The organism is Paraburkholderia sp. 22099 (genome assembly GCF_052045835.1).
Classification (GTDB): Bacteria; Pseudomonadota; Gammaproteobacteria; order Burkholderiales; family Burkholderiaceae; genus Paraburkholderia; species Paraburkholderia terricola.
This window is the reverse complement of record NZ_JBQEPU010000004.1, coordinates 1-13,965: the sequence shown is the minus strand read 5'-3', so window position 1 is coordinate 13,965 and position 13,965 is coordinate 1. Positions and strand designations below refer to the sequence as shown.

Annotated in this window: 9 protein-coding genes and 1 pseudogene; 5 read left to right on the top strand and 5 right to left on the bottom strand. The window is 59.3% G+C overall.

What is annotated here, in order from left to right; translation table 11 throughout:
• Positions 1-63 precede the first annotated feature (63 nt).
• On the bottom strand, positions 64-3,213 hold the full coding sequence (locus tag ACTJLC_RS05340) for an error-prone DNA polymerase (protein WP_310127982.1): 3,150 nt from the start codon (positions 3,211-3,213) through the stop codon (positions 64-66).
• A 378-nt stretch (positions 3,214-3,591) separates the two neighbouring features.
• On the bottom strand, positions 3,592-4,362 hold the full coding sequence (locus tag ACTJLC_RS05335) for a response regulator transcription factor (RefSeq protein WP_073429181.1): 771 nt from the start codon (positions 4,360-4,362) through the stop codon (positions 3,592-3,594).
• Between the two features lie 700 nt (positions 4,363-5,062).
• On the opposite strand from ACTJLC_RS05335, the gene ACTJLC_RS05330 reads away from it, so the two are divergent.
• A complete protein-coding gene (locus ACTJLC_RS05330) occupies positions 5,063-5,707 on the top strand; it encodes a recombinase family protein (protein WP_154872686.1) in 645 nt (214 codons plus the stop codon).
• 608 nt (positions 5,708-6,315) lie between these two features.
• A complete protein-coding gene (locus ACTJLC_RS05325; protein ID WP_154872688.1) occupies positions 6,316-7,014 on the top strand; it encodes a response regulator transcription factor in 699 nt (232 codons plus the stop codon).
• Positions 7,015-7,087: 73 nt separating this feature from the next.
• On the opposite strand, the gene ACTJLC_RS05320 is transcribed toward ACTJLC_RS05325, so the two are convergent.
• Together ACTJLC_RS05320 and ACTJLC_RS05315 are read right to left on the bottom strand one after the other, a co-directional pair.
• Positions 7,088-8,458 (bottom strand): galactosyl transferase GMA12/MNN10 domain protein, encoded by a 1,371-nt coding sequence (locus tag ACTJLC_RS05320; protein WP_154872690.1) that lies wholly within the window; start codon positions 8,456-8,458, stop codon positions 7,088-7,090.
• 124 nt (positions 8,459-8,582) lie between these two features.
• Positions 8,583-9,164 carry a recombinase family protein gene (locus ACTJLC_RS05315; protein WP_073429178.1) on the bottom strand — a complete coding sequence of 194 codons (582 nt, stop codon included), beginning with the start codon at positions 9,162-9,164 and terminating at the stop codon, positions 8,583-8,585.
• A gap of 565 nt (positions 9,165-9,729) precedes the next feature.
• On the opposite strand from ACTJLC_RS05315, the gene ACTJLC_RS05310 reads away from it, so the two are divergent.
• Together ACTJLC_RS05310 and ACTJLC_RS05305 are read left to right on the top strand one after the other, a co-directional pair.
• Positions 9,730-10,485: an EAL domain-containing protein gene (locus ACTJLC_RS05310; protein ID WP_073429177.1), complete on the top strand. Its 756-nt coding sequence runs from the start codon at positions 9,730-9,732 to the stop codon at positions 10,483-10,485.
• Positions 10,482-11,282 (top strand): annotated as a pseudogene (locus tag ACTJLC_RS05305) (ESPR-type extended signal peptide-containing protein); the annotation flags it as partial. The gene ACTJLC_RS05310 and the pseudogene ACTJLC_RS05305, both read left to right, overlap by 4 nt.
• Before the next feature lie 233 nt (positions 11,283-11,515).
• On the opposite strand, the gene ACTJLC_RS05300 reads toward ACTJLC_RS05305, so the two are convergent.
• The gene (locus tag ACTJLC_RS05300; protein WP_310117676.1) at positions 11,516-11,836 is read right to left on the bottom strand and encodes a hypothetical protein; all 321 of its coding nucleotides are present in this window, start codon (positions 11,834-11,836) and stop codon (positions 11,516-11,518) included.
• 40 nt (positions 11,837-11,876) lie between these two features.
• On the opposite strand from ACTJLC_RS05300, the gene ACTJLC_RS05295 reads away from it, so the two are divergent.
• Positions 11,877-13,965, top strand: a 2,089-nt coding sequence (locus tag ACTJLC_RS05295) for a beta strand repeat-containing protein (RefSeq protein ID WP_440843322.1), incomplete at its 3' end; no start/stop codon positions are given.

The following is a 13,965-nucleotide window of genomic DNA, read 5'->3' as shown; positions in this document are numbered from 1 at the left end:
GGAATCCTCGGCGCATCACGCGTCGCTGCGAGACGCACTTCGTGACGCTTCAACGTGAATGACTCAACAAAAATTCCTGCTCGCCGTCACCAGCCCGCCCAGCAGATGCGACATATCGACAAGACGATGCGCCACCAGATGGCGCACCTCGCCTTCGCACTGCCACACCCCGAGCACGCCGAGTAACGACGCGCCAAGCACCTCCCGGCGCTGCTGTTCGAGCACCTTGGGCCAGATGATGACGTTCACATTGCCGGTCTCGTCCTCGATGGTGATGAAGATGACGCCCTTCGCGGTATCGGGCCGTTGGCGCACCGTAACAATGCCGCAGCCGCGCGCGAGGCGGCCGTTGCGGTAGGTCTGCAACGTGGATGCCGGCATCCATTTGCCGGCCAGCAAATGTCGGCGCAGTAGCGCGAGGGGATGCCGGCCCAGTGTCAGTCCCATCGACCGGTAGTCGCCGACGATATCGTCCGCCTCGGACGGCGCGCCCAGTTCAGGCGTTTCGTCTTCGACTTTCGCGATCGAGAGCATGTCCTTGTCAGGTATGGACGCGACCGACTGCCACAGCGCCTCGCGCCGGTTGCCGGCAAGCGAGGACAGGGCGTTGGCCGCGGCCAGCACCTGCAGGTCGCGACGGTCCAGTTGCGCGCGCCGCGCGAGGTCGGACACGGCCGTGAATCGACGCACGGCTCGCGCATTCTCGATACGTTCGGCGGTGCCGTCGCGCATGCCTCGAAGCAGCGACAAACCCAGTCTGACAGCAGGCCGCGCCGCACCGTCGATCTGTTCGAGCGACGAATCCCAGCCGCTTATCGTGACATCCACCGGCAGCACCTGAACGCCGTGGCGCTTCGCATCCTGAACGAGTTGCGACGGCGAATAGAAGCCCATCGGCTGGCTGTTGAGCATTGCGGCGAGAAACGCTTCCGGCTCATGACACTTCAGCCAACTGCTTGTGTACACGAGCAGCGCGAAGCTGGCCGCATGACTTTCCGGAAAGCCATACTCGCCGAAACCGAGAATCTGCTGAAAGATGCCGTCCGCGAATGCCCTGTCGTACCCACGTTCGAGCATGCCGTTGACGATGCGGTCGTAGTATTTCTGAAGGCCGCCTTTGCGCTTCCATGCCGCCATTGCTCTTCGCAACTGGTCCGCTTCGCCGGCCGAGAAGCCCGCCGCCAGGATGGCGACCTGCATGACCTGCTCCTGGAAAATCGGCACGCCAAGCGTGCGGCCCAATGCGGCTTTCAGCGCCTCGCTGGGGTAAGTCTCCGGCTCGAATCCCTGCCGGCGTTGCAGGTACGGATGGACGGCGCCGCCCTGAATCGGTCCGGGGCGGACGATGGCGACCTCGATAACGAGGTCGTAGAAGATGCGTGGTTTCAGCCGTGGCAGCATCGACATCTGCGCGCGCGATTCGATCTGGAACACGCCCACGGTGTCCGCGCGCGAAATCATCTCGTAGGTCGCGGCGTCTTCCGCCGGAATGTCCTGCATCTCGAAGCGCTCGCCGCGCTGCGCCGACACGAGGTCCAGGGCGCGGCGGATAGCGGACAGCATGCCGAGCGCGAGCACGTCGATCTTGAGCAGCCCCAGCGACTCCAGGTCGTCCTTGTCCCACTGGATAACGCTGCGCTCCGGCATGGCGGCGTTTTCAACAGGCACGAGGCGCGTGAGTTTTCCCCTGCTGATGACAAAGCCGCCCGAGTGCTGCGACAGGTGCCGGGGAAAGCCATACAGTTGCGCGGCCAGCGACGCCCACGCCTGGATGATGGGCGTCTGCGAATTCAGCCCCGATTCCTCGAAGCGCTTGAGCAGGTCCGCGCTGTTATCGAACCAGTGATGCGACTTCGCCACCGCATCGACTATCTGCATGTCGACACCGAGCGCCTTGCCGGTTTCGCGCAGCACGCCGCGCGCACGATAGGTGGAGACGGCCGCGGCAATCGCTGCACGGTCGCGGCCGTATTTGCAGTAGATGTACTGGATCACCTCTTCACGCCGCTGGTGTTCGAAGTCGACGTCGATGTCGGGCGGCTCGCCGCGCTCCCTGGAGATGAAACGCTCGAACAGCATGTTGCCGCGCGCAGGGTCGACCTCCGTAATACCCAGGCAATAGCAGACCGCCGAATTGGCGGCCGAGCCGCGGCCTTGACAGAGAATGTGCTGGCTGCGCGCAAACCGCACGATGTCGTAAACGGTGAGAAAGTACGGCTCGTATTGCAGGTCCGCAATCAGTTCGAGTTCGTGTTCGATCTGCGTCTGAACGTTGCACGGAATGCCTGACGGGAAGCGTCGCTGCGCGCCGATGTACGTCTCCTGCCGCAGATAAGTCGCCGGCGTGAAGCCTTTCGGCACCAGTTCATCGGGATACTCGTACCGGAGTTCATCCAGCGAGAACGTGCAGTGCGCGAGGATGTTCGTGGTCTCGCGAAGCGCGTATTCCGGATAGAGGTTCGCGAGCCGCAGCCGCGAGCGAAGATGCTGCTCCGCGTTCGGCGCGAGGTCGTAGCCGCATTCATGCACCGGCCTGCCGACGCGGATGGCCGTCAACGTGTCCTGCAACGGTTTGCGCGAGCGCACGTGCATCACCACGTGGCCGAGCGCGACGACCGGTATGCCATGCCTCTCAGCGGTGTATTCGACGGCGCCGCGATGGATGTCGTCCATTGCCCGCTGATGCAGCACGAGGCCGCACCACGCGCGCGCGGGAAACGTGTCGTCGAGCCATTCGAGTTGCGCTTCGAGCGTTTCTTCTTTTGCCGGAAATTCGGGCACCAGGATCGCCAGGCAATCGGGCATGCCGCGCAAATGCGCGTAGTCGCGATCGGGGCGCGACAGATCGTGCGGCGTCAGACGATATTCGCCCTTCGGCGCGCGCGTGCGCGCGAGCGTAATCAATTCGGACAGGTTGCCGTAGCCCTCGCGATTCTGCGCGAGCAGGATCAAACCGAACGCCGGTGATCCGTCGGCATTGCGCAGTTGAAAATACGAACCGATGATGAGCGGCAACCCGATTTCCTTCGCCGCGACGTGCGCGCGCACGACGCCCGCAAGCGAGCATTCATCGGTGACGGCGAGCCCCGCATAACCGAGTTGCGACGCGCGTGCGGCGAGTTCTTCCGCATGCGAGGCGCCGTGCAGGAACGTGAAGTTCGAAAAGCAGAACAGCTCGGCGTAGGCCGGTAGCGCGGTGAAAGTCGTGTCCATTGCGCGTCATCCGGACAGGCCGTGCGGGAACCCGCGCTGCTCTTTTTGAGCAGCGCGGTTACGGTGGAGAGCCGGTGCCGATAGTGCGCTGTTCACGCGGGCAAGCCGGGTTGCGTGCCAGAGCGATAGGTGGATATCGGCGGTAGGGAGGGTGACAGACGACATGAGCGTGAACACTGTATATGCATACAGTATCATACGCCTGAATTTGCACCTGCACGAGATTGCGATGAGATGGCAGTTTCCTGCGCAATCCAACCTACGTCATACGAAAGGAGGGCGCCTACTCTTCAAGCGCTCACGTATAGGGTCACGCTACGGCATTGCGAGCAATTGATTCGTCCGCCTGGTTCTCTCCACATCGCGACAGAACCAGGTTTATGCGGCGGCGACTTCCGCAAGATGTTCTCCGTTAGCGCGCGTTCCGCATTGGCCGCTATGAACCGACGATCGTTGCGCACCCTCCGCGGCCGCCTGAAGACAATACCCATAGCGGTAGATCGAAATAAGCACATATCCGTTCTCCGCACGCAGATGCAGTTTCGTCCGCACCGAGGAAACGTGTGTATCGAGCGTGCGGGAGGGCACGTCTGCCGAATGTCGCCACACGCTCTCGATGAGACTGGCACGAGAAAGCGGCCGGCCGAGATTCTGAAATAGCAGCAAGGCGACCCGGAATTCCTTCTGTGAAAGAGCGATGCGCTCGCCCCGCCAGGATACGCGGCCTTCCTGGAGATCGAAGCGATATTCGCCGAACTGCTGCTGCCTGGCGACGGCCGATGCGCGCTGACCGCAGCGGCGTAGCAGCGTGGTGATTCGGGCGAGGAGAATCGGAGCGGCGATGGGTTGAACGAGAAAGTCGTCGGCGCCGGCGTTCAGCGCGTCGACGACATCACGCTCGCGCAAATGACATGAGATAACCAGTATCGGGAGCTCCGTGTCGCAATGATGGCGAATGCCTGCGAGCATGGCGACCACTTCTATATCAGCGTCCCAACGGAAGATCGCAAGATCAAAAGTCCCGTGCTGCAAAGCGTGAAGCAGCGATCTCACTTCCGAAAAGGTTTGACAGCTATAACCGGCTGACATGAGCGTGTCGGTTACGAAACGCAATTCGGCCGGATCATTATTAAAAATGGCGATGTGCATGAGCGATGGTTCCTCGACAGACCGGGACGTATATCGACATCCAATGCCAATCGTTAGCCTGGACGGTTCTTATTTAAGTTCTCAGTAAACGTTGCCGCGATGATGATGCGGCCACCCAACCTGGTACGGATTTTCCGATAGTTCATAAATGGCAATGGTCAGGGACTGTCAGGAAGGAAGTGAGCGCGGGCGACACGGCGAATGGTCGAAGCGTAAAACGCTATCGATTACCACGTCGACGAACATCTCTCCGGGCTGCTTGAAGCTCACGTGGCTTTCTTCCTTGTGCATTACCGGAAATGTGTGCCTGCCGCGGCGCGTAACGGCTCACTCGCGACATGCACAACTATCGCCGCGTCCGCTCCATGCAAAACGATGATAGCCGTGAAAATATGAAAATTTCATTTATCAAATTAGCCGAAAAATTCGAAAAAAATGCCGTACGACCATGACCTTCTCTGACATTGTCTTTATTCCGGGTGCCACACAATCCGTTCCAGTCTCGGTGAAAGGACCGGCGGTAGCGCGATGAACATGACGTCGAATGAGCCTGCGATACAGGTACTCGTTACCGCCTCGACTCCGCGAAAGGGGTTCTTCGTGATCGTGTATCCGTACATCGCGAGTCGCCAGACACCACGACTTCGTCGATAACGTTTCGCAAGCGGAAAAGATAGCAACAGGCTTTACGGGGAAAGAAATGCCATTCGAGAAGATCAAGGTCGGGTACGCACGTGTGTCAACCGACGAGCAACACCTCGATATGCAGTTGAAGGCGCTGGAGAGTTACGGCTGTAGCCACATCTTTTCAGACAAGGGCTTATCGGGCGCGCGTTTCGACCGGCCCGGTTTGAAGCAGGCATTGGAGGCGGTCCAGCAGGGCGGCACGTTGGTTGTCTGGCGGCTGGACCGGTTGGGGCGGTCCTTGCGACATCTCGCCAGCATTATCGGTGACCTCGACAAGAGAAAGGTGCGCGTCGTTTCGCTCACGGAATACATCGACACGCGCTCGTCGAGCGGACGCTTTACCTTTCACATGCTGGCGGCGATTGCGGAATTCGAGCGTGGCCTTATTGGCGAACGTACGCGTGCCGGAATGGCCGCGGCACGCGAACGCGGCAGCAGTATCGGGCGACCGGGTGCGTTAAGCACTCACCAGTGCGAACAGGCGCGCAGTATGCTGAAGCATCATTCCCAGGCGTTCGTCGCGAAGAGCTTCAGCGTTCACCCTCGAACGCTTCGGCGCTATCTAAACAAGGCAGAGCGGGCACCCTCGATTAACGCTGATGCTGCGATCGCGGCCGCACTTTCGGCTTCGGACTCAACTTTGGTATCGCGCGCGTAGCACGCGACGGCGAGTGACAGAGCGCTATTGAGTTTCAATTACACCTCTGTACGAACGAAACCCATGGGCCGCATTAGCAACAACCTAAGCCGGGTAGAGGTTCACCGAGGAAGAGACGGCGCGAAGCTCTCACCGCGGCACGTGCTCCCAACTCGAATTGATAGCGGCTGTCGCGAGAAGAAGTGCGTTGCTCTCTTCAGAGGCTAGGTGCCCCGGACCTTGAAGCAACGCAATACGATTTGTATCTGCCCCAATTACGATTAATGATAATTAATGTGACATCGTATGACAGTTGAAAGATGTGCTGCTAGAATGTTAAAAAATGTAACCCGCAGCGGCCTAGGAGGCCGTCAATGCTGGCAAGTTTGGAAGGAAGAACGCTTGCAGCGGCAGATCATCTGATGACTGCAATGCGTTAGTCGATTGAAGCTGATCGAATGAAACATGTGATCAATAGCAAAAGTACCGGCTCTTTAGACATTTGGCGATCCTCCTCAAGGAGGAATGCGGCCGTCTATTAAATCGCCGTAGCTCCAATATGAGAGCAGAGGGAAGTCATTTCCTGATAGGAGATGTGACTTCCTATTATCCAATGTCAGGATTTTTTCATGCGCATCGCCATTCTTGAGGACGACCCAGAGCAGTCGGAGTTCATTAATGCAGTTTTGACGCAGGCCGGGCACACTTGCTATCTATTCAAAGAGGGACGTGCGCTCATTCGTAAAATGCAGCGAGAGACGTTCGATCTTGTGTCGCTCGACTGGAATGTCGGGGACGTGCGGGGCGACGTTGTGCTTGCGTGGATCCGCGAAAATTACGACGCCAATCTGCCGGTTTTATTCATGACGTGTCGGGGGCGCGAATCAGACATTGTTGATGCACTCAATGCCGGAGCGGACGACTACCTGGTCAAGCCTGTTCCCCCACCCATTCTGCTCGCTCGCGTCAACCGGCTTTTGCAACGAATCTATCGGCAGGATGCGGCTGCCGCCACTCAGCAATTTGGCGACTATCTTTTCGAACCGCAGGCTGGGCGGGTATTTTTGAGCGACGAGCAAATTGCATTGTCGCAAAAGGAATTCCAACTGGCGCTTCTGTTGTTCCGTAACCTGGCGAGACCCCTCTCCCGCGCGCATATTCTGGAGACGATCTGGAAACACTCGGCGGACATTCCGACTCGTACGCTAGATACTCACATGTCCGCGGTACGAGTGAAGCTTCGTCTGAGGCCCGAAAACGGCTATTGCATCATGCCCATCTACGGCTACGGTTATCGTTTGGAAAAGCTCGAGAGAGAGCGTATTTGACGGAGCGCCAGGGTAACCCTGGCGCAGCAACTGGCTGAACTGTCGGCACATGCCGCGCAGTTGCCGGGCGGCACTATAGGATGTGCTCCACCGAAAGTGCGAGGTCGTCATCACTTTTTTCGGTGCCGGCGATACGCTCTCGTTCATCGCGGTCCATCATGAGTGCCCGCATCTCAGTCCACATGCCGAGGTAATGCACGACAAAGCTGTCTGGACGGCGCAGAAACCAGGGCGTGTTGATAATCATCGGGTTGAGGATCTCCGCCTCCGCAAGCAGGCCGTGTTCATTGAGTGCGTTGATGAAATGAAACTGGTCTCCGTTGCCGGCATAAACCGTTGAGCGGTCGGCGAGGCCGGCAATGCGTTGCATCAGACCGTAGAGCATCGAGGCGTTGGCTTCTGTCTTGCGAAAACCCATGACGCCGGAGTTGAATGGCCACTGCCCGACGTCGCGTGCCAACAGCCGGTCGCGACGCTCCAGAAGCGGCTCGATACGGCGTGCCATGTCGGTAAAGAGAACGTCCGCGTCGAGCCAGACGATCCAGTCGTGATCGTTCAAATAGGCATGCAGCAGCCACGGCTTGAGCCAGTTCCCTGTGCCGCGCAGTCCGACTTCTGGCGGAATCTCGCGGTGCACGTACAGCGTATGGTCGTGCCGGTCACAATATTCCCTGAAATTGCGCTCGGCGATGCGACCATACGCCGCTATTTCCGGCGTATAGAGCGTGACAAACGCGATTGACTTTCCGGGGTTGAACGAACTCCGCGTGCCCTGACTTTCGGCACGCGAATCGGCAAAGGAAAAAAAGCGCTTGCCACGTTGCTTGCAATGGTTCACATGCCGAAAGAGCGCATTGCGAAAGTCCGGCACGATGCCCATTTCAACCGGCGAATGGGTTGATTTGTCGATGCTGATGGCAAAAGTTGGGGCAAGACTCCAGCGCGGGTCGACGTTCGGACCCGTGTGCATGACCGGACACATTCCATTGACGAGCGAGTGCCAAGGTTGGAACGCGTGGGTAGCCAGCACCTCGGCCTCCCCCGGAAACGGCGTTCCCCCAAGCTTGCACTGCTTGACGAGATCGTGGACCGTAGCGCGCGAACACGTACTACTGCGCCAGATTTGCACGTCGGTCTGCGGCAATGCGCTTGATGTACTCACAAGCAGGTACTCTCGCTCATTCATCAAATTCGCGAGTGGCGCCGGGTCGACGATTGCGGCGTTTTCGGTGAGAAGCAAAACGAAGTGACCATCTTCTACACGCAGCAAGGCTTCGAGCAATGCCTCGTATTTGTGCAACGCCTGAACTTGCGGGCCCCTGGGGCCCTCGCTGGCGTCCACGACTTCATGGCGGTATCCGTTGGCTAACGCGTATTCCCGGTGATTTGCGTAGCTGTGCGGCGAACGCTCAACGAAGTAACTCAAAACCGTGGACGAGCTCATCGACCTATCTCCAGAAAAAAATCAATCTTCCATGCACCGTTCGTGCTTGTAAACGGTCGATCTGCTTTCTCACTTCTCATTGCGATCGGCGCCTGTCGATCGTTTTCAAAAAGTTCACCACGGCCTAATTGTTGCATTGCGACTTCGGGGCGCTCGCCGAGCTGGTTTCTATGGCTCGCTTGACGGTGCGGGGATGCACGTTGAACTTCCGCGCGATTTCGCTAATGGGCGTCGTCTCGAACAATGCCACGGCCTGACTACGTTGCGCCGGCGTAAGCGATGGCTTGCGACCGAAGTTCTTGCCGTGCGCCCGCGCTGCTTCCATTCCCGCGCGCGTGCGCTCGCTGATCAGGCGCCGCTCGAATTCGGAGAGCGCGGCCATCATGTGAAACATAAGCACTCCGCCTGCGGATGTCGTATCGATCGATTCGTTCAGGGAGATGAAGCCGATTTTTCGTTTCCCCAATTGTCCAATCAGATCGATGAGCTTGCCGAGCGATCGCCCCAAACGGTCGAGCCGCCATACCACCAGCGTATCTCCCGCAGACATCGTGGCCAGTGCCTTGTTCAGCCCCGGCCTGCAAAATTGTGCGCCTGATATCCCCTGATCCGCGAAGAGCTTGTCGCATCCGGCGCGCATTAGCGCGTCTTTCTGGAGCGCCAGGTTCTGTTCTTCCGTCGAAACACGCGCGTATCCGACTTTCACAGAAGACTCCTCGTGTTGGGCGGCACATTGTACGGATAGTAAAAAAAATCACTTTCAGAGCAGGAACGTGAGCCGCTGCCGTTCCGTTGAGCGGTTACGCAATCAAGAAAAAAAAGAAGCATGCAGTACGGCATAAGTCCGGGAGTGCTGTGGGCGACACCATGAGTGGCGTTGCATCCGTGCCATTCGGAGGCGTTTCGGGCTTGCTGTCCATGAGCCGTTTTCGTTTCGCCTATCGAAAAGGAAAGCGTGCTCCTGGAACTCGACTGTATTGGTTGCTAGCGACCGGTTTTTTGTTTCGAAGGTCGACTGTCTCTGGCTTGCGGCATGAATTGCAAAGTGTCAGACATCGCAAGATTGGTCGCATTCTACTAGACAAAAAGGAACCCTTTTGTCCGGTCCTTTCTCACTGTTTCCTTTCCCGGCCCAGTATGGCTTTCACGTCTTGAAACAAGTTTTTTAGCAATTTGGCACAAGGGTTCCCTTTTGTCCGCCCCGAAGAAGAGCTTTGACAGCATCCGTGAGTGCAGGCGGACGAGTGGCGTCGGATAAATCGGAGGGGGCAATGACCGACACGGAAGTGGCAGAAGCGGTGTTCGCCGCAATGCGAGAAGACCGGGTGAGATTGAGGTTCGAACCGGTCTGTTCCGCGGTCGACGGCAGCGTGGTGCTCTACCACGAATGCCTGACTGACGTTACCGATGCAACAGGTAGACGTATTGATCCCATGACCTTTGTGCCGGCATTGCAGAGGCTCGATCTGATTCGTGCGTACGACCGTTACGTCGTGCGGCGTGTGATCGGTCTGCTGCGGTCAACCGCGGCTATTCGCCTGGGCGTGAACATTTCGGGCCGCAGCGCCGTATTGGACGTGATATGGGAAGCGGCGCTTCTCTGCCTCGCTTTCGAGCCTTCGATCGCCGCGCGGCTTGTCGTTGAGATTACCGAAACAGAACCCGTCGCGCGCGGCCGCGCGCGGGTGTTCGCCGACCGATTGCGCGCGACGGGCTGTCTTGTCGCGATAGACGATTTCGGAGCCGGATATGGCGTCGATACGGCAATGGAAATTCGTTCGCCCGACATCATCAAAATCGACGCCTCGTTTGTTACCGCCGCCGACGGCAACGCTTCCGCACAGGCCAGATTGAAGCGGATTGTTTCGATGGCGGCTTCGATTGCCGATACGGTTGTCGTTGAGGGCGTGCAGTCGGAATCGCAATTCGCTTCAGCGAAAGCGGCTGGCGCGACGTGGGTACAGGGGAGAGAACCGGGGCGCATTGCTGTTCGCGCGCAATTTTCGTCAACAGGAATCAGAGAATGAATAAAAACTATCGATCCATATGGAATGATGCTCTCGGCGCGTGGGTCGCTGTGTCTGAATTAGACTCAGCGCGCGGCAAAAGTGGCGGCAGTGTCGTCACCAGTTCACCGGGTACAAGTATCGGTGCCATGGGTGCCGGCATCGTGGATGGCTTCTTGGACGGCATGCCGGCACTCCGTGTGATAACCGTCGCGGCAGTCGCCGTTGCCGCCGGGTTGAGTGCGCCCGACGAGGCGTATGCGCAGAACGCCGTTTATCAGGGCACCGGGTGTACGAATGCATCTTTCGGCGCGAACCTGATGGACGTGGCGCTCGGCTGTAACGTGACAGCATCGGTTTCGGGCGCAACCGCTGTGGGGGGCAACAGCACTGCATCAGGCGTAAATGCGACAGCAGTTGGCTTATCTGCGACAGCGTCAGCGCAAGCGGCTTCCGCGTTCGGTGCGGGGGCGCGGGCTTCTGGAGCAGGTTCTTTCTCTGCGGGCAGTGGGGCACAAGCATTGGGAAGTGGCGCTGTCGCAGTCGGTGGGAGTTCCGTAGCGGGCGTAGCAGCTGCCAGCACCACACTCGTCAACGATGTTGCAGTTGGGACTAGAGCTGGCGCTACGGGGGGGAATTCCGTCGCGGTCGGAGCGGCTGCGGGCGCAAACAGTAGCGGCGCAATCGCGGTTGGTTCCGGTGCTGCTGCTACGGATGTTGATGCTCTTGCAGTAGGACACCTCGCGCAAGCGAGCGGTGTTGCTAGTAGCGCGTTCGGAGTACAGGCAACCGCTTCGGGCGGCGGTTCCGTTGCGGTAGGCAACGGCTCCCTCGTATCGGGCCTCAATTCGGCTGCGATGCTCGGAACCGCATCCGGCGGTAATGCTTTAGCGATAGGTATCGCCTCTGTTGCGTCAGGCGGGTCAGGTTCCGCTGCATTCGGTGCGCATGCTACATCTTCCGCCTCGAACGGAGCTGCTTTTGGCATTTATTCGACAGCGGCAGGGAGCGCTTCGACGGTCGTCGGCGCAGGCGCGTCCGCAAGCGCTGACTATGCGACAGCCGTTGGCGCTAATGCGTATGGCAACGGATTAAAAAGCACGGCGGTAGGTAAATTCGCAAACGCCGTGGGTGACGATTCGGCTGCGTTGGGTGAAACAGCTACTGCTTCTGGCAATGGTTCCATGGCTGCTGGTTTCGGCGCGAGTTCGAACGGCGTGAACTCTTTCGCGGGCGGCACGAACGCAATAGCTGGCATCGCGGGCAGCACGACAATCGTCAATGACGTTGCGCTCGGAAATGCCGCTTCAGCAACCGGCGGATATTCGATTGCTCTCGCCTCTGATTCGACGGCATCGAACACAAATGCCATCGCGCTCGGTCATACGGCGATTGCAAGTGGAACCGCGAGTATGGCACTCGGCGCAGCGGCGTCGGCCAGCGGACAAAATTCGTCTGCCTTCGGAACCACCGCTCTCGCCTCCGGTGCAAACGGCACGGCTATCGGCTCGTATTCGAAAGCAACCGGCTCCGGTGCAATGGCAATCGGCAGTTCCGCCGTTGGGAGTAACACAAGTTCGATTGCAATTGGGAACGCTGCCCAATCTTCCGGAGTGAACGCGGTGGTCGTCGGCACGGGTGCCAGCGCTAGCGGTGATTTTGCAACGGCGGTTGGGGGCGGCTCTAAGGCGATCGGTGATCGTTCGCTGACGAACGGTTTGAATTCGACTGCCTATGGCACAAATTCATTTGCGGGCGGATCGAGTGCGGTAGCCGGCGTGAGCGGCAGCACGACGATCGTCAATGACATCGCTCTAGGCAATGCCGCTTCTGCAGTGGGAGGAAATTCGGTTGCAATTGGCACGAGCGCAGTTGCATCAGCCGCGAATTCGATGGCATTTGGTAACGCCGCGACTGCCGCAAACGCCGATAGCGTCGCACTAGGAAACGGTTCGGTCACGGCGGCCGCCAACCCGACAACAAGTGCGGTAATCGGCGGTGTGACGTATGCGTTCGCAGGAACGGCGCCGACCAGCGTGGTAAGCGTCGGTAGCGCGGGCAAGGAACGTCAGATCACGAATGTGGCCGCTGGCCGCATCAGCGCAACAAGCACGGATGCCATTAATGGTTCGCAACTCAACGCAACGAATCTTGCGGTAAATGCCCTTTCGACTTCCGCGTCAACCGGCATTTCGTCGCTGAGTACCGGCGTTTCGAGTCTCTCGACTTCCGCATCGACCGGCATTTCCAGTCTGAGCACCGGACTATCCACCACGGTCAGTAACGTCGCTTCTCTGTCCACCTCGACCTCGTCTGCCGTAAGCTCGCTATCGACGGGCGTATCGTCGCTCAGTACCTCGGCATCGACGGGAATTTCGTCACTCAGCGTTTCGACTTCGACCGGCTTGTCCACGGCTCAAAGCGGCATCGCCTCCTTGAGCACGGGGGTTGGTTCCCTATCGACGGGGCTGTCCACGACGAACAGCGATGTGTCGTCGCTCAGCACGGTCGTTTCCACGACACGCACACACTACGTGAGCGTGAACGATAACGGCACGCAGCAAGGAAATTACGCGAACGATGGCGCGACGGGCACGAACGCAATTGCTATCGGCACGAACGCCACGGCAGCGGGCGCAAGTGCGGTGGCCTTGGGTGACGCGGCAAGCGGAGCAGCCGCGAATTCTGTCGCGCTCGGTGCAAATGCAACGACGACAAATGCCGGCGACGTGGCGCTGGGCTCGGGCTCGGTGACGGCGGCGGCCAATCCGACCTCGGGCGCGACGATCGGCGGCAAGGCGTACAGCTTCGCGGGCGCGAGCCCGACGAGCGTGGTGAGCGTCGGCGCGCCGGGCGCGGAGCGGCAGGTCACGAACGTGGCGGCGGGGCAGCTCAGCGATACGAGCACGGACGCGGTCAACGGCTCGCAACTGTATGCGACGAACCAGGCAATCGATACGCTGTCGACTTCCGCTTCCACCGGCATCAGTTCGCTGTCTACGGGGCTGAGCACGACGAACAGCAACGTGACCTCGCTGTCGACCGTCACCGGCTCGATCTCGACGAGCGTCGGTTCCCTGTCCACTGGCGTCAGTTCGCTTTCCACGGGGCTGAGCACGACCGACAGCAACGTGGCGTCGCTGTCGACCTCGACCTCGACAACGGCGAGTTCACTCTCGACCGGCCTGTCCACGACGAACAGCAATGTGACCTCGCTGTCGACGTCGGCATCGACGGGCATCAGTTCGCTGTCCACGGGTCTTTCCACCACGGACAGCAACGTGGCGTCGTTGTCGACCTCGACCTCGACCACGGCGAGTTCGCTATCCACAGGGCTGAGCACCACGAACAGCAACGTCGCCTCGCTGTCCACGGGCCTGAGCACCACGGACAGCAACGTGGCGTCGCTGTCGACCTCGACTTCGACCACGGCAAGCTCGCTGTCCACTGGCGTGAGTTCGTTGTCCACGGGCCTGTCCACCACCAACAGCAACGTGAGTT